This is a genomic window from Leuconostoc miyukkimchii, assembly GCF_019656055.1.
Classification (GTDB): domain Bacteria; phylum Bacillota; class Bacilli; order Lactobacillales; family Lactobacillaceae; genus Leuconostoc; species Leuconostoc miyukkimchii.
Genome location: NZ_BPKY01000002.1, coordinates 38,011 through 55,961, shown reverse-complemented (window position 1 = coordinate 55,961; position 17,951 = coordinate 38,011). Strand labels below are relative to the sequence as shown.

Genomic DNA, 17,951 nt, shown 5'->3' with positions numbered 1-17,951 from the left:
GAGCCATATAAAAAGCGCAAGTAATCATTCAATTTTTATGTAAAGTGTGGATAAATTTCATGATACAAATGAAACGAGTGATTTTAAAAATAAATAATTTTCATGTAACTTATTTATTGGGTTTATATTTTTTCAATTAACTTGCAATGTGAGTATGATGGTGTACAATTAATACTGTAATGTAAACGCTTACAATATTGTTGTAATTTATGATTAAGGTAGCTTATTAAACAAAATATTTTTACCTAATGCGGTAATTTTATATTGTATCTTAAGCAATTTATAATTTAATTTGCAAATAAAGAAAGTGCTTACGGAATAAGTTACTTTAGGAGGGCAGTAAAATGTCAGATAAGAAAATATCAGCTGGATTAGCAGCTTTGAAAGTTATGGAAGGTTGGGGTGTTGATACAATGTATGGTATCCCTTCTGGTACATTAAGTGGTCTAATGAACGCGATGGGGAATCCCGAAAACAACATTAAATTTTTACAAGTTAAACATGAAGAAGTTGGTGCAATGGCAGCTGTCATGCAATGGAAGTTTGGTGGTAAATTAGGCGTGGCTGTCGGATCGGGTGGTCCTGGTGCGACACATTTGATTAACGGCCTATATGATGCAGCAATGGATAATGTTCCTGTACTGGCGATTTTGGGATCAAAACCGGTTCGTGAATTGAACATGGATTCATTCCAAGAATTAAATCAGAATCCAATGTATGAAAGTATTGCGGTATATAATCGTCGTGTTGCAACTGCAGAGCAATTACCACATTTAGTTGATGATGCCATTCGTACAGCAATTTCTAAACGCGGTGTTGCAGTGCTTGAAGTACCAGCTGATTTTGGATTTACCGAAATTGATGCTGACTCAGTGTATTCAACACCATTGTATTCTTCAGGCTTAACGTATAAGAGTTACAAGTCAGCTCCGGTAGATGATCAAGATATTGATGCCGCGGTGGACATACTCAATCAAGCAAAACGACCTGTTATTTATGCTGGTATTGGTACAATGGGACATGGTTCAGCCGTACAAGAATTGTCACGTAAAATGAAGGCGCCTATCATTACAACTGGGAAAAACTATGAAACTTTTGATTGGGATTTTGAGGCCTTTACAGGTTCAACATTCCGAGTTGGTTGGAAGCCAGCTAATGAAGCCATTCTTGAAGCAGACACGGTATTGTTTGTTGGTACAAACTTTCCATTCTCAGAGGTTGAAGGCACATTCCGTAACGTGAATAAGTTCATTCAAATTGACAACAATCCTGCTATGTTAGGTAAGCGCCACCAAAATGATGTTGCTATTCTAGGTGATGCCGGTGAAGCAATTAATGCTATTCTTGCCAAGGTTGATTCAGTTGATGAATCTGCTTGGTGGCAGGCAAACGTTAAAAACGTTAAAAATTGGCGTGATTACATGAATAAGCTTGAGCAAAAAACTGAAGGCGACCTACAAGCCTATCAAGTTTATCATGCAATCAATAAGTACGCAGCAGAGGATGCTATTTTTTCAACTGATGTGGGTAATGTCACACAGATGTCCGTGCGTCATTTGCATATGACTTCTAAAAATATGTGGCGTACTTCACCATTGTTTGCAACAATGGGTATTGGGTTACCAGGTGGTATTGGTGCCAAGAATACTTATCCAGATCGTCAAGTTTGGAACTTGATAGGTGATGGTGCCTTTTCAATGACATATCCAGACGTTGTAACCAATGTGCGTTATGATTTGCCAGTTATCAATGTTGTTTTCACAAATACAGAATACGGCTTTATCAAAAACAAGTATGAGGATACGAACACATATAACTTTGGTGTTGACTTTACTGATGTTGACTATGCAAAAATTGCTGAAGCCCAAGGAGCAGTTGGACTAACAGTAAGACGTATTGAAGATGTTGATCGTGTCGTAAAGGAAGCAGTGGATTACTACAATCAAGGACGTGTTGTTGTTATTGACGCAAAAATCACTAAGGATCGTCCAATTCCTGTAGAAACATTAAAGCTTGATACAAATTTGTACAGTGAAGAAGTTGTTAATGCCTATAAAGAAAGGTACGAAGCTCAAGAATTAGTACCTTTCCGTCAATTCCTTGAAGCTGAAAATCTCACATCAAATTACATTAAAGAGAACAATGATAACAAATATAGCTTTTAAACAATAGCTATGAAAATGATAATCTTGAATGTTTAGTTGACATCTTTATCAGGGTGGGATAAAATTATAAAAAAAGAATAGGGATGTGCAGGCGATACCTATGAAACATTGCCGTCGATGGAAAGGTTTTTTATGCGCATCAATATTCTACAACACACACCAAATGAGGGTCCGGGAAGCATCGCTTCTTGGGCTCTTTCTCGTGGACACGATTTTGTTGTCTACCATCCATATTTTTTTGAAGGCGTCTTGCCAAAAGCGTCAGAGACTGATTTATTAGTTATTCTCGGTGGGCCAATGAGCCCTAACGACGATTTACCTTGGATAAAGACAGAAAGAATTTTAATCAGAGAATTAATAGAAGCTGGGAAACCAATTTTTGGTGCCTGCTATGGTGCCCAACAAGTTGCCAAAACATTAGGTGCCAAAATAATGAAATCGCCTTATAAAGAGGTGGGATGGGCGGAGGTCACACGTCAGGTAAATATTATTCCTAATATGCCAGAAAAAATCCCTGTATTACATTGGCATGAAGAAATGTTTGAAATACCAGATAAAGGTCAACTGCTTTTTAGTAGTCACCTGGTAAAAAACCAAGGATATCTGTATAAAAACAATGTAGTCGGGTTACAATTTCATCTTGAACCCAGACAGAGTGATGTTAATGAAGTAGTTATTAATGATTTTTCTTATAGTTTAAAAAATAATGCATTAAAGCAGTCCAGTCAGGATATTCTCAACCAAATCGTGCCATTAACTAATCAAGACGCGATGTATAGCATCTTAGATTTCATCACTAAATAATTGATAAGAATACAAACTAATTGGAACTTTGATGAGGGGGTGTGTTTACTAAATGAAAGAATTATATCTAATAGATGGGTACGGTGGTTCGCCTAAAGTAAATTGGTTAGATTGGGTTGGTAATCAAATTGGCAAGAATTTTCAAGTTAAAAAAGTTTTTGTTGCAAGACCTAGTGAAGCCGTTGTCGATAAATTTGATCGTGCTTTATTTGAACAAATTAATGAGGTAGAGGACGCATATTTTGTTTGCCATAGCTTAGGTTGTGTTTCATTACTACGTTATCTAATCAATAGTAAACGACGACCAAAAGGAATTATTTTTGTTTCACCGTTTGATCAGCATATTTCAGAATATGATATGTTTGATGATTTTTTTGTTCATGACTCGTTGGAATTTGTTTCTATGACGTCCCACAATTCAATTGTTATTAGTAGTCAAGATGATCCGATTATACCTTGGCAATTTAGTCAACAAATTGCCAAAAAGCTTACTATACCGTTTTTGTTACTACCAACCGGTGGTCATTTTCGAGCAACAGAAGGCGTCATAACTTTACCCGAGGTTATGAGCTATATTAATAATCATTGGAAACAATAAGCAAAATAATCGTATTACTTTGTTCCTGATAACAACTAAGAAAATGAAATTCTGTCAAAACTTGTGTATTTAATTTGTTGTGATACAATTTAGTCTAATATTAGTACGACCTACGCTAAGAATGAGGACAAAAAAATGATACGGCCCATCACAGAAAATGATATATACGAGCTTTATACTATCAACAAAGAAGAGTTGGGCTATGATTATCCACTAGAGAAATCCTTGGCTCAACTTCGTAAAATTTTGAACGATTCTAATCATCATTTTTTAACGCTTTATGAAAATGAAACAAGTCAGAAAGTTTTAGGTTATGTTCATGCTGAAATTTATGAAGAAATATACGCTGAACCGACACTAAATGTGCTGGCCTTAGCTGTCACAAGTGACGATCAAAATACTGGTGTTGGTGCAAAACTCATGAGGTGGTTAGAGGATACGGCAGTAGCAAATGGGTTTACATCTATTCGTTTAAATTCTGGTATGACTAGGGAAAATGCCCATGGTTTCTATGAACATATTGGTTATACACATACTAAGGATCAAAAAAAATTTATCAAAAAGCTATAATTATATGTGCGGGAACTATACTTAGAGGCAAATTACCTCACTTCATCAGTTAAGTAACCCATATTCTTAAAATACTGGTCAATCATTGGTTTTACTGTTGTTTTGTACTTTAATGAATTGAAATATAGTGTCATCAGTATGCGTTTCCATGAAGATATTTGATAGTATGACGTTCTGCTACCCTCGGTATCTTGATATTGCGTCCAAAGCGATGTATTTAACTGTTCAAGAAAGTCTAATGTATCTTTAAAGTTTCTCTTGCTATTATTTGAATGTGACAAAATAATCATTGCTAAGCGTTCTTCCTCATCATTTTCAAACGGGCCTGTTTGTCTATTTAATATACTTTTAACGGTTAACAAGGAACGTTTTAATTGGTCAGCGCTAAATGATGGATGACTGACAGCTTCTGCAAGTAAATCGCTACCATGCGCAATACTGTGTGCCCAACCGTGTTCGTTTATAAACCCGCGCCAATCTTTTTCAACAGTCAAATATTTAATTGCCCACTCTAGCCATTTTTGTCTTTGTAGGCTTGTTAAGAAGGGATTTTGCTTGTCTTTATGCAACAATAAACTACCTAGCAGCGCTGTGAATGTTCTGGTGAAAATATGTGAATTATTATTTTCGTCAATATTTAAAAACAGTAATTCATTTTCTGTGACATAATTGGCGATCATTTTCATTTGTTCAGTTGAAAAGTTGTTGTCTAAAAATCCATGGCAAAATGAACCGTAAACAATTCGGTCGCGAATATCACCATTCAAATCACCAATGTGTTCTAAGAGCCACATACATTGTTGATCTGAGTATTTGGCAGTATCTGTTGTTAATAGTCTTTCAATATCATTTTTCATTCTACTGACTCCCTGCGACAAAATGGCATGACTGAAATTTCAGCTAAATCTAATAATCACATTTCAATATAATTAAATTTGATTATACACTTGTTTAGTTAAAAAATAAGAATAAGTATAGGAAGGTTGTGCAGCTGTGATGGCTCAGGGGCAACAATAATGTATCCTGATAGAAAATCATTTTTAAGCATTTTTATGATTTGATAACAGAGAAAAAGCTACTAACTGTAGCTTTTTTTAATTCAAAAAAATTGAAAATAACAGCTTTGAGATCAAGAAAAGTTTATTTTAAAATGATATTTAGCTGTGTTTGCAAAAAAGATGTTCCTTTTGTTGTTAATGTTAGCGCTCTGGTAGATTTATTATTTATTGTCACCAAACCTTTTTCCTTGAAAGAAAGCAGGATGGCGTGTCCCAGTGCACCACCAACATGATGCTGTCTTTCACTCCAGTCTAGACATTTTGTGGCAAACTGACGTTTCTGTTTGTGTAGTAAGGAAACTTCAATGTTTAGATAGTCTCGAAAAAAAGCACCACCATTTTCTGTTACATTAAATTCAGAATTTAAATATCCCTTTTGGGTTAAAGCTGTAGTAATTAATACCCCAATATGTCCAGCCATATGATCGTAACATGTACGATATAGTGTATCTTTTTCAAGCATAATGGCACGTTGTTTAGATCGTGCTTTTCGTGGAGGAGACGCGGGACTTAGTTTCTCCAAAAGCTCCACAACATTAGTATCCTCTAAAAAAAAGTAATGAAAACGTCCTGACTTTTCCATACCAATCCAATTATTTTTAAGAAATTCATTAAGGTGATAAGTAGCTGTTTGTGCTGTTATGTGGCTGATCTTAGCTAGTTCAGTAGCTGTGTGGCGTTTGTGATCCATTAAGGCATCAAGAATTTTCATTTTTGAAGGAATTGATAAAGCCCGGGCAATAATTGTAATATCTGGAAATTCATTCATTTTTATTCACCTTTCAAATTATTTCAGTATTCCATACTTCGATGAATACTGAAATAATTAAAGTATATACTTGCAAATATTATAAGTCAAAGTACTTATCAATAAATATAGGATAGGCGGTCTAGATAAGGCATATGGAAAATAATGTGATTCTCAATGTTAACAGTATAGAAAAACGTTATGGAGACTTCATAGCGGTAAAAAATATTTCTTTTCAACTCAAAAAAGGACGAGCTTTAGCCATTCTTGGTCCAAATGGCGCGGGAAAGTCGACAACCTTAAAGATGATATATGCAACAACAGTTATGACTTCAGGTCACGTTGACATACGGGGAATAGATGTCCAAAAATCACCGAGAGAGGCAAAACGTCGTCTTGGGATCGTTATGCAAGATGATTTGCTCGATACTTCTTTGAACGTATGTGAAAATATGATCGCTCATGCAATTTTGTTTGATATACCATGGAGTAAGGCAAAGGAAAAAGCTGACAGTTTACTGACCTTTGTTGGCTTATCAAACTATAGAACAAAGCAAATTCACGAATTATCAGGCGGCATGAGACGCCGGTTAGTTTTAGCTCGTTCCTTAGTCAATAACCCAGAACTAATCATTTTAGATGAACCGACAACGGGATTGGATATTCAATCACGTCATGTGATGTGGAACAGACTGGAACGGTTAAAAAAACAAGGGGTGTCAATTTTGATGACCTCGCATTACGGTGATGAAATTGAAAGATTAGCAGACGATGTGTTAATTATTGATCATGGACAAGCAATTGCGAGTGGTCCAACATCAGAAATACCTCAGAAATATGGATATAAAAATATAGAGCAAACGTATTTGGCATTAACAGGTTATGTAGAGGAGCGTGATGAAATTGAACAGACTTTCAGTTAATGGTATCATTCATGTTATGGAACGTAATTGGATGAGTTTTCGAAAACTTTTTAAAATTTCTATTTTTCCAAATCTTTTTGATCCTATTTTATACTTGGTAGCGATGGGATTGGGTATTGGACACTTTGTAGGTCAAGTTTCGGGAATGCCATATTTAACCTTTATTTCACTAGGTTTAGTCGCAGCAACTGCCATGAATGCTGCAAATGTTGAAAGTACAACCAATGCCTATATTCAGATGCGATTAGATAAAACATATTATGAAATTAGTACAACACCAATTAATTTAGAAGAAATTATTGTAGGTCAAGCACTTTGGTCAGGAATTAGGGGCACCATATTTGGTTCTTTATTTTTATTAGTCACTGCGGGGATGGGCATCTTACAAAGTTGGATAGCCATTTTTATTCCAATTGTCTTACTTTTAACTGGAACATTGTTTGGTTTTCTAGGGTTGACATTTACATTAATAACGCCCACTCGTGATTATTTAAATTATTACAGCATGTTGGTTATTCAACCAATGTATATGTTTTCAAATACTTTTTTTCCTTTAACCTCTGTGGCACCATGGTTAAAAAATATAGGATGGTTTTCACCGTTGACACATGCCGTTAGTTTAATCCGACAAATGGCTATAGGATCTCTAAACTTAGAAAGCGCGTACGATTTATTATGGTTATTGATTGTCACTATCATCATTTCATTAGTTCCCCAAAGTATCGTTCAGCAAAAACTGAACTATTAGATATCAAGGCTCAAACAAAAAGGATATTGATTCTATGGTTTTTTTAAACTTAAAATGAATTTTAAGATAAAAAAGTAATAAATATTCCTAACACTTATACAATGAACTTGGATAAAATAAAAAATCCTATTAGAAATAATAGGATTTTTTATGACGATCGTTTTTTCTGATTAAAACTTTTCAGCGAATGTTACAAATTGCTTTGCACTATCTGCCAAAAACTTTTTTGTACCTTCATTTGTAATTTGACCATTTTCATCGGCTAATTCAGCAGTGTTTCCAATGTATAATTCAGGTTGTTGTAGCGTTGGCATGTCAAGAAATACAAGTGATTGACGTAGTACATGGTGAGCCAACACAGCGGCTGTGCCACCGATTGATTGTGATGCTACCAAGGCAGGCTTACCAGCCCATACACTTTGCCCCCAAGGACGTGAAGCGACATCAAGTGCGTTCTTCAATGCGGCAGGAATGCTACGGTTGTGTTCTGGTGTCACGAAGATGAAAGCATCTTGATTTGCTACTTCTGATCGGAACTTTACATAAGATTCAGGAGAATCTGCATCAAAATCTTGATTATAAAGTGGCAAGTCACTGATGTTTAAATATGTTACTTCCGCATCTGCAGGTAATCCAGCTACCAAAGCGTCCGCAACACCTTTTGAATATGAGTTCTTTCGAATAGAACCAACAATAATACCAAACTTAGTCATTAAATAATACCTCTTTCTATTTACTAAAAGTAAGTGTAACGCAAATTACTTTTTTTTACAAGCAATTTTTAGCAAATATACAGAAAATAACGGCAGAGACAAATAATGTCTGTAAGTGGAGTCGTAATAATTGTATATCGTTCATTAGTAGGATAGTTTTTATTGTGTTCACCAATGCAAATAGTTAGTCAAACCAACTTCAGTCAAACCTCTAAAAATTCAGTAATACCAATAGATTTGTTACTGTAGTATAATTGTTAAAACACATTGTGATTTAAACTTTAAAAAGGAATATTATAACAATGCCATATAAAATTAGACGGGCTATGAGCACTGATACAGCAGGTATTCAAACATTCTACAAAGATTCACTGCCACTGATCAATACGCAACAGACGAGTTGGATACCTGGTGTATACCCAGATATAGCCGTTGCACTGGCGGCGGTCTCAAAACAGGAGCTGTTTATTTGCATAGACGAACAGGATATTATCGTTGGCTCTATGATACTTAATCATAATGCAGACGAATCATATCAAGAACTCGTGTGGTTAAAATCCGAATATAATTCTCTACATTTGATTGTACATACACTTATTTCACATCCTGAAAGACTAAAACAGGGTATAGCTAGCCAAATGATAGCTTTTGTCAAGCAGTATGCTGCTGAAAATGATATGTTTTCAATTAGGCTTGATACACTCGTGGGCAATATTCCTGCTCGTAAATTATATGAGAAAAGTGGTTTTGCATATATCGGGCGTCACGACTTACCTAGTTTTGACAACAAGGGAGTTGACGACTGCGTATTTTATGAATTTAAATTATAATTCGTCTTCACAGCGGGTTATTAATTTGTTTATGAGTGAGTAATAGCTGTTGACATTACTTCAATGTAGATGTTATATTTATCTATAATAATTTTTAGAACGAAACAAGTTGAACAGGAAAGTAGCAATTTATCAAAGCTAAGAAAGCTAACGGGTGATGTGAGTTAGTGTGCGTGCGATTGTGAAAATGACCTGTGATTGGTGCATACGAATCGGTTTACCGTTTAGTGTGCGACGATTTGGCCCCCGTTACTGGGCACACCATTCAGCTAGGATCATTTTCCGATGCCCGATGGTTAGTGAGCAGCTATTTGGTAACAATTGGCCCGAACTCAGAATGGTATCACGCTTATCAAAAGCCGCTTCTGTATTATAAGTACAGAAGCGGCTTTTTTGATTGACAAAATGCTGACCTGTTTATGATCGTTTTAAAAATTTTATGTCGTTATTAGAGAAAACAGGGAGAAAAAGTATCATGAGTAAAACAACTAAATGGCTTGTTGGTGGTGTGGCTGTCGTAGCAATTGCCGGTATCGCCTACGCAAGTTTTGGTCAAAGAACCGCCAATAATACCAAAGAAACACTGACAGTGGGTATTATGGCAGGTGACAAACGTACCGATGAACAGTGGAAAATTGTCAAAGATAATGCAAAAAAAGAAGGATTAACCCTTAAGATTAAGACATTCACTGATTATACGCAACCCAATGCTGCGCTATCTTCAGGGGATATTGATGCTAACGCCTTTCAACACTATATATTTTTAAACGATTGGAATAAGACACATAAGTCTAACATTGTTCCCGTTGGAGAAACGATTTTAGTCGCTGGGCGTTTATATTCGGATAAGCATAAATCAATTAAAGATATACCACAAAATGGGACAGTGGGTATTTCAAATAGTAAGATTACACAAGGGAGATCACTATTGGTGTTACAATCTGCCGGGCTAATCAAACTAGCAGATAAAGTTAAGGATCCTACTACAAAGGATATTATTGAGAATAAGAAAAATCTCAAATTTAAAGAATTAGCAACTGATCAATTAGTGAGAACTTTACCGGAGGTTGATTTGGCATCAATTGATCCTAGTTTTATAGTAGGATCCGGACGTTCAATAAAATCTGCTATTTATGTCCAACCGGTTAATAAAAGTACACATGGCGGTATTAATATTATCGCAACAACAAAAAATAAAAAAGGCAGCCCAGCGATTAAAAAATTTGTAAAAGCTTACCAATCTAATAATGTCGCAAACTATATCGATAACAAAAGTGGTACAGGCGAAATTGCAGTTTGGAAAGGTGCTCCAAAAGTGAAATAGGCCATTTTTAATATCAAAGTACAGGCTCATGATAGTGATATAGGGGATGATATTAACTCCTGTTTGCCTGTAGAAACATGTATTTACAGCATTTGACAATTCTGAGCGAGCGTTGCAGTAATTAAAAAAAGCCTGATTACTCAGACTCTTGATGTGTGCGTTTCAACCATTCGGCAATTTTTAGCATGATAGCTTCAGTATCGGGTGAGTTGGTTATTGCCAAGACAAATTCTTCCGCATTATTAATTAGCTCATCATCAATTGGTTGGTAACCGTTGATGTTTAAAAAAACTAAACTTGCTATGATTGCCGTGCGCTTATTGCCATCAGAAAAAGCATGCTTCTTGGCTGTCTTTTGGAGAATATACGCCGCCTTTAACCAGATGGAAGGGTATAGTTCACGACCGAAAACAACTTGCTTGGGTTGTTCTATAATAGCTTCTAGTGAGGCGTCAGAAATCACGCCAAAATTACTGCCACCAACCTTTTTGACAACGCGTTCATTGAGGTAAATAAAGTCGGATTTTGTGAGATAGTGCATACGTTATCGATCCTTGAGCTTTTCAAGTAGTGGCGAGAAACGATCGACATAATCATCAATTGCAGACTTAGCGTCAGTTTGGACACCTTTATCTGCTACGTAGGTTGCCACTGCTTCGCTAACAAAACTGGAGATGGATTGGTTATTCATTTGACTGTATGCTAAAATCATTTCATATAAATTATCATCAAAACGAATACTAGTTGCTTTTGCCATTATGATTTCCTCGTGTATTTATTATTAAATACATTATATCACGTGGCGTATTCAAAAACAAATACAAAAATCCAAGGAAGAAAACAATGGCTGTTACACTTGAAAGTTTTCATGATAATACTTTAGGGGATGATAATCAGTTAATTATGTACTCAACCGCTTCTTTTAAATTGTTCACGTTAATAATTTTGCCAGTAGTATCCTTGCTTTGTAGGGGGTATGTTAACTCATGCTTGCCCGTAGAGACATGTATTCCCAACATATGACAATTCTGAGCGAGCTGTATGTCAGATGAGTAACGATCACCAATGATGATAGATCGTTCGTTGGCGAAATCGTATTTAGCATGGGCTTGTTCAATTAATCCGTTTTTAGGTTTTCGGCATCTACAATTTGTACTTTCAGAGTGAGGGCAAATAAAAGCATCATCAAATCCTATTGAGATGAGTGAATTGAAAAAATCGTGGTAGTTCATTTCTCCATTTTCAATATATGTTTGATTGGATAACCCAAACACTTGCATACCATGGTTTTTTAGTGCCGTTATAGCCTTTAGAGAATAGGGAAATAATTTGAAATCTTGCAGTGATTGAAAATGACCGTTACCACCAATAGTTCCATCGCGATCAATAAATACCGTTGTGTATTTGTTTGTCATTAGTATGAAAGCTCCTCATTACAGATCATAATTTATTAGGATTGAACATTTTTTCGAACTGATATGTTAGATAATAATTAAGGCACCTATTATTTTTCCTCTTACTCACTTTCATGTTACAATTGATCGAAGTAAGGGGGAACTCAAAATCATGGTAAATTTATTTAATTTCTATTATAGCTATTCTATAATTTTTATTATCATCTCAATTTTGATGACAGTAGGCACAGCGATTCTGATTAGAAAAAATCGTTATCGATTATTATGTGGTGTGTCCGCAATTGCAACTGCTATGAGTTATCTTTTGACACTATCTATTATTATTGTACAACTAAATAATCAACTTTTAACTTATATTTATTTAGCAATTGTAACGATACTTTTAATACCAATCATTATTCTCACAATTTTAAGCGCATTTCTTTTTATTTGGAATGGTATGATTGTTTGGCGTCGTGAAAGTCATTCTTTAGGAAACATGTTGACTTTATTGATTGGCGTACTACTTATTACCGTTCCTGTGATGTTTAACCTTTTGAATCGATATATTCCCAATAACAAAATGGTGACATTGATTGAAAATATTTCTTACAGTTTTCAAAACTATTTAATTTTTTGGGTATTAACATTTCTAGCTTCTTATTTGATAACAAAAATTGTCAAGCCTAAATATAATAAAGAGTACGCCATTGTATTAGGTTCTGGACTTATAAATGGGGAAAATGTTTCACCATTATTAGGCTCAAGAATACTTGTTGCAGCCAATTTTAAAAAGAAACAATTTCTAAAGTCTCGTGTTCCTATGACATTAATCATGTCTGGAGGTCAAGGTGGTGATGAAAAACTTCCTGAGGCAATTGCTATGAAAGCATATGCCATTGAACACGGTGTACCAGAAAAAGATATCTTGATTGAAAGTCAATCCAAGAATACTTATCAAAACATGCTATTTTCAAAGCAAGTCATACTGGATAATGGTTTTGATCCCAATAGTGGCATTTTCGCTACAAATGATTATCACGTCTTTCGAGCCGCTGGTTTTGCGCACCTAGTTGGTTTAAATATCGAGGGTATTGGCTCTAAAACTAGTAAATACTTCTTACCTAATGCACTAATTCGTGAGTATATAGCAATTCTGTCAAATCATAAAAAGTTTCATATTTTGGCTATGTTTATGATTGTACTTGTTAACGGAATAATATTTTTTTATTAGGCGTTAAGGTCTGTCAAGAGGAAAAAATGAAAAAAATCACTTTAACAATTGCAGGAGTTTTAACCATATTCTTAGTCTTAGGTATAATAATTCAGACAAAAAAATATTATGATAACACTTATGTATCATCAAAAGCATACACTAAGGCACCAGCAGTAGTAGCAAAGAGAGAAATTACGAAAGATGATGCTGGCAACACTATCAAAGGATCGTACAGCTATAATTATCATTTTAATTTCGTGACAACTAATGGTACAGTTAAGAAGATTTCTTTTGAACTATCAGGGGAAAATATCAAACCTTTTAAAGATAATGAGTTTCTAGAAGCTGAAATTTCTAACACAAGGGTTGTATATGGACCAACAACTATAAATAAGAATAATGTGCCAAAGGCACTATTAAATAAAGTAATACGCAATAATCCATAATTAAAAGCTTCAATTATAATTAATTTTTAGGGATATTGTATTAGTGCAAAAAAGTCGTAGTAAAATATAGACTGGAATACCAAATGTATTTTAAAAATCTGTTGCCGAATCATAGCAATGTTTTTTTAGTTTTGGTTACATCGTTACTAGAATTAAAACGATTAAGTATTTAAAAACCTAATATTTGGAGTTTCTATATGTATTAAATAACACGATTTTCAAATTCTGATGTTAACGAAGTTACGAAGTTAATTTCTAAAACAATGCGCATTACCAACCTACGGCACAATAAATGAACGGTCTTTTTTTGTAAAAATGGCCTGGTTAAAATTATATATTTTTCCCTACGATTTACTATCATAAAGTGTGCTATACTTTGTGTAAAATGAATAATAAGGAGTGAGTTAATTATGGCATTAAAAGAAAAAGTAGTCCTAATAACAGGCGGTAGTCGAGGAATTGGCCGTGAAACTGCGCTCACATTATCAAAAAATAAATTGGTCGTTATAACTTACAATGAAAACAAAGAAGCTGCAGACAACGTATTGTCGCTTATTAAAAAGAGCGGTGGTCATGCTGTTTCAATACAACTAAATGTCAGTGACTTAAAAACATTTCCTAATTTTGTTGAAAAACTAAGCACTATCCTTCAAGAAGAATGGGGCAAAACAAAAATTGACTATATCGTTAATAACGCTGGCATTGGTTTGTCAGCTTCATTATCTGACATAAACGAAGACCAATTCGATAAACTAGTGAGCGTACATTTAAAGGGGCCTCTTTTCTTCACACAGAGTATGTTGCCACTCATAAATGTTGGTGGTGCAATAATTAATATTTCTTCTGGACTAACGCGTTTTACAACCCCAGGAATGGGTGTCTATGCATCTGTTAAAGGTGCGCTAGAAATTTTAACGCGATATATGGCACAAGAATTCAGTGCCAAAAAAATTCGAGTTAATGCTATTGCACCAGGTATTGTTCGTACAGAATTTGGTGGTAGTAATCAAATTGATAAAAATTTTGATGAATTTATATCTCAGCAAACACTATTGGGACGTTTGGGCGAGCCAAAAGACATTGCAACTGTGATTGATAGTGTACTTGAGGATAACTTTTCTTGGGTAACTGGTCAAAGAATAGAGGCATCTGGCGGATTATTTATATAACAACATTAAAAGTTTACTTTTGAATTTTAGTTTACGCCGTTGACAACTTTATTAAATTAGGGCATACTTTACATAATATAATTATAAATTTAAGAGGTGTTTTTGACATGGGGTTTTTAGATAATAAAAAAATTATCATTATGGGCGTTGCAAATAAAAGTAGTCTAGCTTTTGGTTGTATGCAAGCAATTATCAATCAAGGTGGCCAAGTTATCTTAACTTATCAAAATGATCGCATGAAACGTAGTTTAGATCGATTTGTTGACGATTCAGTTTTGAAAGTTGAATGCGACGTTTCTAACCCAGAAAATATAGAAACTGCTTTTGCAAATATTGCTCAAACAGTTGGCAAAGTTGATGGTATTGTCCATGCCATTGCCTATGCTGAAAAGAGTGATTTAGATAATAAAGTTACTGATGGCACACTTGCTAGTTTTTCACTGGCTCAAAATATCAGTGTATATTCATTAATTGCAGCTGCCAAGTATGGTCGTGAAATCATGAATGAAAATGGTTCAATCGTAACACTCACTTACATGGGTTCTGAAAGAGCTATTCCTAACTATAATGTTATGGGAATTGCTAAGGCAGGCCTTGAATCAGCTGTTCGCTACTTAGCCCGTGATTTAGCTGACAAAAACATTCGCGTTAATGCTATCTCTGCTGGTGCAGTTAAAACATTAGCCGTTACTGGTGTTAAAAATCATGGTGATTTAATTAAAATGTCAGATGAACGTACCGTTGATGGTGTTGGTGTTACTATTGAAGAAGTTGGAAATACGGCAGCATTCCTGTTAAGCCCAATTGCTAGTGGAATAGTTGGTGACACAATCTACGTTGATAAGGGAACCCACCTTATCTAGAACGTTTTAGAACTCTAAGTAGGCACAAGTCATATTATAGAAATATTTCTATAATATGACTTGTGCTTTTTATTTTGAATTAAAAAAGGAGTTTATAAAACCTATTCCAACAAATAAATATGAAACTATATTTAACTTATTTGCATATAAAATTAAATAATGTTAATATAAAATAAATAATATTTATTAAAGGAGCGTTTATGGATTGGTTTTTAAAATTAGCACGAGAAGATCAAGAATTTGTCAAACGACTAGTCAAAGCTTCTGGATCTCTAAAAGAACTAGCAAAAATCTATCATGTAAGTTATCCAACTGTGCGTGTTCGGTTGGATAAAATTATTCAACAGATAGATTTAATTGAGCAGCAGGGTAAGAGTTCGTTTGAAACTAAAATAATGAAAATGGTAATTAATGATGAATTACCACTAAGTTTGGCGAAGAAAATTCTTGCAGATTATCAGGAGGAAAAGAATGAGTGAACTATTAACAGGACATGCTTCAGGGTTTATAGTATTGGGTGTTTTATACCTTATTGATCATGTGTTTCCTACTTGGGTTGGCGCCTTACCGGGGATTGGGTATTTAATTTTTATAGTTTATCTAATGTACGTAAGATCTGGAAATCATTTTGTTGAGTTATTAGTTGTTTTATTAGTGGGCGAAATACTAATAAATGCTATTTGGATAGAGAGTATTGAAAGTAGGAAAAAGAAAACTCAAAAGGAATTAGAAAAAATGAAAGCCAAAGATTTGAGTTGATTTTTGTGAAATTTTAAAGTGTAAATAATTATGTGTCTATGAGTGACATGTTTTTTTTCTAGGCTAACAATATTAAACAATGTCATTATATTAATTTACAGTGCTTTGTATAAAAAGTAGATAAATCGTTAATAGCATGGAAAGTATAGTCATAACATAGGTACTTATGCGAGGGCTAATCTTTCCAAGAGTATAACCGATACCAAATAAGCAATGATTATTACGTACATGTTTGGCTAGAAAACGGTATTCGCAACTTCGATGATAGAAGCATCAACCAGTTACTTTTTTCAAAAATCATGCGTAATGCCGGTATGTTTGAGCATTAGGCTTCTGATTCAAATGCAAAATATTAAATTAAAACACGTGTACTCCAATAGTACACGTGTTAGTATGAAAAAAATATACTGTTAATGAAAAAATATAATCAATTAATTAAAGCCTTATGATGAACTACTCAAGAAACTTTTTGATTTCTTCGAATCCGAGTTCTCGTCGGCCTGCTTGACAATGTTGATCCCCACCAGAGGCCTTATCAAATAATACTTGTTCAACTGTACCGGCATTAATCAAACCATCAGCAATTTCTGGCAGTCGAGTGCTTGGTACATATTGATCATTTTCTCCAGCCAAAAGTAAAACATCTTGATTAATAAAAGGCAAAACAGGTTTTACGTTATATTTTTCAAACGATTTTAACAAGTCAAAAGGTGTTTTAGCTCCTGTATTTTCCATACCTTTATTTATTTTCCAATTTAAGTCAAGATTTACCGCCATCATCATTGCAAACTGATTATTAACTATATCCTTGTTATTAGTTTTTAAAAGCTGCTCTAACTGTGTCATTTTATCATAAGGCAATCGGATTCTAAGTGCATCCATAAAGCTGTAGAAGATATCAAATGCGATCACTTTATCTAGCCGTTTTTCAAATGCAGCTGCACGCATGACAAGATAACCACCTAAGGAAACGCCAATAGCACTGGCTCTTTTAATGTCAAAATAATCAAGTATGACACTAATTGGCTTTTCCCAATTATGGATTAATTTTAGCCCATTACGCAAAGCGGTCCCTTGACCAGGTCCATCAAAAACATAAATATTGTAATTAATGCCTTTCATATAACTAGCCATTTTGACCATTTCTTCCATGTATGAGTCAAATCCAGCGAAAAATAAAAGATTTTTAGTGGCACCAGGGGTTATTAATTTGACAACCGGCAAAAAACTATTTTCATAGGGAACTTCATACGATTCATAAGCAAAATCTTTATAACCTTTATAAAAATTTTCACGATACTTGTCATAGACAACCTGATTACGTGGGTCATCTGATGACAGATAAAATTCAGAGGCTTGATAATAGGTAGAAGCTATTGACCATTCTTCGTCATGTTCACGTTCAGTGGCTTTAGTATACCAAGCTGTATACCAACTCTCATCGTCCTTTAATTGAGGAACAATCTCTTCAATATCTTTTTGAACAATTTGATTGTCTGCAAATTCATCATTTATAAAACGATTGATCTGTAAATTAAATTGTTCGTTATCGACGTAGTTTTTAAACATATATGCTAACCTGCCTTTCAAATCTACTATACAATTAATAATATCTGTTCTACA

General features: G+C 34.5%; 21 protein-coding genes. 14 read left to right on the top strand and 7 right to left on the bottom strand.

Going from position 1 to position 17,951, the window contains the following annotated elements:
• Positions 1–344: 344 nt before the first annotated feature.
• From spxB to K5Q13_RS02650, 4 genes are all read left to right on the top strand, one after another.
• Positions 345–2,165, top strand: a complete 1,821-nt coding sequence (gene spxB / locus K5Q13_RS02665) for a pyruvate oxidase (protein ID WP_220739637.1) — start codon at positions 345–347, stop codon at positions 2,163–2,165.
• Positions 2,166–2,297: 132 nt separating this feature from the next.
• Positions 2,298–2,969 (top strand): type 1 glutamine amidotransferase, encoded by a 672-nt coding sequence (locus K5Q13_RS02660; RefSeq protein WP_220739635.1) that lies wholly within the window; start codon positions 2,298–2,300, stop codon positions 2,967–2,969.
• Between the two features lie 52 nt (positions 2,970–3,021).
• A complete protein-coding gene (locus K5Q13_RS02655) occupies positions 3,022–3,567 on the top strand; it encodes an RBBP9/YdeN family alpha/beta hydrolase (protein WP_220739632.1) in 546 nt (181 codons plus the stop codon).
• 135 nt (positions 3,568–3,702) lie between these two features.
• Complete coding sequence (locus K5Q13_RS02650) at positions 3,703–4,137, top strand: GNAT family N-acetyltransferase (RefSeq protein WP_220739630.1); 435 nt, start codon at positions 3,703–3,705, stop codon at positions 4,135–4,137.
• Positions 4,138–4,169: 32 nt separating this feature from the next.
• Here K5Q13_RS02650 and K5Q13_RS02645 read toward each other — a convergent pair whose 3' ends face one another.
• Both K5Q13_RS02645 and K5Q13_RS02640 read right to left on the bottom strand, forming a co-directional pair.
• On the bottom strand, positions 4,170–4,994 hold the full coding sequence (locus K5Q13_RS02645; protein ID WP_220739628.1) for a DUF2785 domain-containing protein: 825 nt from the start codon (positions 4,992–4,994) through the stop codon (positions 4,170–4,172).
• 283 nt (positions 4,995–5,277) lie between these two features.
• Positions 5,278–5,964, bottom strand: coding sequence for an ArsR/SmtB family transcription factor (locus tag K5Q13_RS02640; RefSeq protein ID WP_220739626.1), 687 nt, complete (start codon positions 5,962–5,964; stop codon positions 5,278–5,280).
• A gap of 134 nt (positions 5,965–6,098) precedes the next feature.
• Between K5Q13_RS02640 and K5Q13_RS02635 the strand changes: the two genes are divergently transcribed.
• Together K5Q13_RS02635 and K5Q13_RS02630 are read left to right on the top strand one after the other, a co-directional pair.
• A complete protein-coding gene (locus tag K5Q13_RS02635; RefSeq protein WP_220739624.1) occupies positions 6,099–6,866 on the top strand; it encodes an ABC transporter ATP-binding protein in 768 nt (255 codons plus the stop codon).
• Positions 6,847–7,614: an ABC transporter permease gene (locus K5Q13_RS02630; RefSeq protein WP_220739910.1), complete on the top strand. Its 768-nt coding sequence runs from the start codon at positions 6,847–6,849 to the stop codon at positions 7,612–7,614. The genes K5Q13_RS02635 and K5Q13_RS02630 overlap by 20 nt, the downstream gene beginning before the upstream one ends.
• A gap of 170 nt (positions 7,615–7,784) precedes the next feature.
• Here K5Q13_RS02630 and K5Q13_RS02625 read toward each other — a convergent pair whose 3' ends face one another.
• Positions 7,785–8,327 carry an NADPH-dependent FMN reductase gene (locus tag K5Q13_RS02625; protein ID WP_220739622.1) on the bottom strand — a complete coding sequence of 181 codons (543 nt, stop codon included), beginning with the start codon at positions 8,325–8,327 and terminating at the stop codon, positions 7,785–7,787.
• 302 nt (positions 8,328–8,629) lie between these two features.
• Here K5Q13_RS02625 and K5Q13_RS02620 point away from each other — a divergent pair, with 302 nt between their 5' ends.
• The gene (locus K5Q13_RS02620) at positions 8,630–9,157 is read left to right on the top strand and encodes a GNAT family N-acetyltransferase (protein ID WP_220739620.1); all 528 of its coding nucleotides are present in this window, start codon (positions 8,630–8,632) and stop codon (positions 9,155–9,157) included.
• Positions 9,158–9,632: 475 nt separating this feature from the next.
• Positions 9,633–10,481, top strand: a complete 849-nt coding sequence (locus tag K5Q13_RS02615; protein WP_220739618.1) for a MetQ/NlpA family ABC transporter substrate-binding protein — start codon at positions 9,633–9,635, stop codon at positions 10,479–10,481.
• A gap of 136 nt (positions 10,482–10,617) precedes the next feature.
• Here the strand turns inward: K5Q13_RS02615 and K5Q13_RS02610 are convergent, their stop codons facing one another.
• The 3 genes from K5Q13_RS02610 to K5Q13_RS02600 all read right to left on the bottom strand — a co-directional run bounded on the left by K5Q13_RS02610 (position 10,618) and on the right by K5Q13_RS02600 (position 11,896).
• Entirely contained in the window at positions 10,618–11,022 is a 405-nt protein-coding gene (locus K5Q13_RS02610) for a type II toxin-antitoxin system death-on-curing family toxin (protein WP_220739616.1), read from the bottom strand.
• Between the two features lie 3 nt (positions 11,023–11,025).
• The gene (locus K5Q13_RS02605; RefSeq protein ID WP_220739614.1) at positions 11,026–11,238 is read right to left on the bottom strand and encodes a YlcI/YnfO family protein; all 213 of its coding nucleotides are present in this window, start codon (positions 11,236–11,238) and stop codon (positions 11,026–11,028) included.
• Positions 11,239–11,374: 136 nt separating this feature from the next.
• Positions 11,375–11,896, bottom strand: coding sequence for an HAD-IIIA family hydrolase (locus K5Q13_RS02600; RefSeq protein WP_220739612.1), 522 nt, complete (start codon positions 11,894–11,896; stop codon positions 11,375–11,377).
• Positions 11,897–12,047: 151 nt separating this feature from the next.
• Between K5Q13_RS02600 and K5Q13_RS02595 the strand changes: the two genes are divergently transcribed.
• The 6 genes from K5Q13_RS02595 to K5Q13_RS02570 all read left to right on the top strand — a co-directional run bounded on the left by K5Q13_RS02595 (position 12,048) and on the right by K5Q13_RS02570 (position 16,328).
• Positions 12,048–13,109, top strand: a complete 1,062-nt coding sequence (locus K5Q13_RS02595) for a YdcF family protein (RefSeq protein ID WP_220739610.1) — start codon at positions 12,048–12,050, stop codon at positions 13,107–13,109.
• A 26-nt stretch (positions 13,110–13,135) separates the two neighbouring features.
• On the top strand, positions 13,136–13,537 hold the full coding sequence (locus tag K5Q13_RS02590; RefSeq protein ID WP_220739608.1) for a DUF1093 domain-containing protein: 402 nt from the start codon (positions 13,136–13,138) through the stop codon (positions 13,535–13,537).
• A 410-nt stretch (positions 13,538–13,947) separates the two neighbouring features.
• The gene (locus tag K5Q13_RS02585; RefSeq protein ID WP_220739606.1) at positions 13,948–14,706 is read left to right on the top strand and encodes an SDR family NAD(P)-dependent oxidoreductase; all 759 of its coding nucleotides are present in this window, start codon (positions 13,948–13,950) and stop codon (positions 14,704–14,706) included.
• A gap of 107 nt (positions 14,707–14,813) precedes the next feature.
• Positions 14,814–15,569, top strand: a complete 756-nt coding sequence (gene fabI / locus K5Q13_RS02580; RefSeq protein ID WP_220739603.1) for an enoyl-ACP reductase FabI — start codon at positions 14,814–14,816, stop codon at positions 15,567–15,569.
• 200 nt (positions 15,570–15,769) lie between these two features.
• On the top strand, positions 15,770–16,048 hold the full coding sequence (locus tag K5Q13_RS02575) for a DUF2089 family protein (protein WP_220739601.1): 279 nt from the start codon (positions 15,770–15,772) through the stop codon (positions 16,046–16,048).
• A complete protein-coding gene (locus K5Q13_RS02570; protein ID WP_220739599.1) occupies positions 16,041–16,328 on the top strand; it encodes a hypothetical protein in 288 nt (95 codons plus the stop codon). The genes K5Q13_RS02575 and K5Q13_RS02570 overlap by 8 nt, the downstream gene beginning before the upstream one ends.
• A gap of 453 nt (positions 16,329–16,781) precedes the next feature.
• Here the strand turns inward: K5Q13_RS02570 and K5Q13_RS02565 are convergent, their stop codons facing one another.
• Entirely contained in the window at positions 16,782–17,897 is a 1,116-nt protein-coding gene (locus K5Q13_RS02565; protein ID WP_220739598.1) for an alpha/beta fold hydrolase, read from the bottom strand.
• Positions 17,898–17,951: the final 54 nt, after the last annotated feature.

What these genes read in the sequence shown, in the direction of transcription:
- K5Q13_RS02605 (WP_220739614.1), bottom strand. Translation starts at nt 11,238, where the DNA reads ATGGCAAAAGCAACTAGTATTCGTTTTGATGATAATTTATATGAAATG.
- K5Q13_RS02650 (WP_220739630.1), top strand. Translation starts at nt 3,703, where the DNA reads ATGATACGGCCCATCACAGAAAATGATATATACGAGCTTTATACTATC.
- K5Q13_RS02610 (WP_220739616.1), bottom strand. Translation starts at nt 11,022, where the DNA reads ATGCACTATCTCACAAAATCCGACTTTATTTACCTCAATGAACGCGTT.
- fabI (WP_220739603.1), top strand. Translation starts at nt 14,814, where the DNA reads ATGGGGTTTTTAGATAATAAAAAAATTATCATTATGGGCGTTGCAAAT.
- K5Q13_RS02575 (WP_220739601.1), top strand. Translation starts at nt 15,770, where the DNA reads ATGGATTGGTTTTTAAAATTAGCACGAGAAGATCAAGAATTTGTCAAA.
- spxB (WP_220739637.1), top strand. Translation starts at nt 345, where the DNA reads ATGTCAGATAAGAAAATATCAGCTGGATTAGCAGCTTTGAAAGTTATG.
- K5Q13_RS02570 (WP_220739599.1), top strand. Translation starts at nt 16,041, where the DNA reads ATGAGTGAACTATTAACAGGACATGCTTCAGGGTTTATAGTATTGGGT.
- K5Q13_RS02590 (WP_220739608.1), top strand. Translation starts at nt 13,136, where the DNA reads ATGAAAAAAATCACTTTAACAATTGCAGGAGTTTTAACCATATTCTTA.
- K5Q13_RS02660 (WP_220739635.1), top strand. Translation starts at nt 2,298, where the DNA reads ATGCGCATCAATATTCTACAACACACACCAAATGAGGGTCCGGGAAGC.
- K5Q13_RS02585 (WP_220739606.1), top strand. Translation starts at nt 13,948, where the DNA reads ATGGCATTAAAAGAAAAAGTAGTCCTAATAACAGGCGGTAGTCGAGGA.
- K5Q13_RS02645 (WP_220739628.1), bottom strand. Translation starts at nt 4,994, where the DNA reads ATGAAAAATGATATTGAAAGACTATTAACAACAGATACTGCCAAATAC.
- K5Q13_RS02625 (WP_220739622.1), bottom strand. Translation starts at nt 8,327, where the DNA reads ATGACTAAGTTTGGTATTATTGTTGGTTCTATTCGAAAGAACTCATAT.
- K5Q13_RS02600 (WP_220739612.1), bottom strand. Translation starts at nt 11,896, where the DNA reads ATGACAAACAAATACACAACGGTATTTATTGATCGCGATGGAACTATT.
- K5Q13_RS02620 (WP_220739620.1), top strand. Translation starts at nt 8,630, where the DNA reads ATGCCATATAAAATTAGACGGGCTATGAGCACTGATACAGCAGGTATT.
- K5Q13_RS02615 (WP_220739618.1), top strand. Translation starts at nt 9,633, where the DNA reads ATGAGTAAAACAACTAAATGGCTTGTTGGTGGTGTGGCTGTCGTAGCA.
- K5Q13_RS02635 (WP_220739624.1), top strand. Translation starts at nt 6,099, where the DNA reads ATGGAAAATAATGTGATTCTCAATGTTAACAGTATAGAAAAACGTTAT.
- K5Q13_RS02595 (WP_220739610.1), top strand. Translation starts at nt 12,048, where the DNA reads ATGGTAAATTTATTTAATTTCTATTATAGCTATTCTATAATTTTTATT.
- K5Q13_RS02565 (WP_220739598.1), bottom strand. Translation starts at nt 17,897, where the DNA reads ATGTTTAAAAACTACGTCGATAACGAACAATTTAATTTACAGATCAAT.
- K5Q13_RS02655 (WP_220739632.1), top strand. Translation starts at nt 3,022, where the DNA reads ATGAAAGAATTATATCTAATAGATGGGTACGGTGGTTCGCCTAAAGTA.
- K5Q13_RS02640 (WP_220739626.1), bottom strand. Translation starts at nt 5,964, where the DNA reads ATGAATGAATTTCCAGATATTACAATTATTGCCCGGGCTTTATCAATT.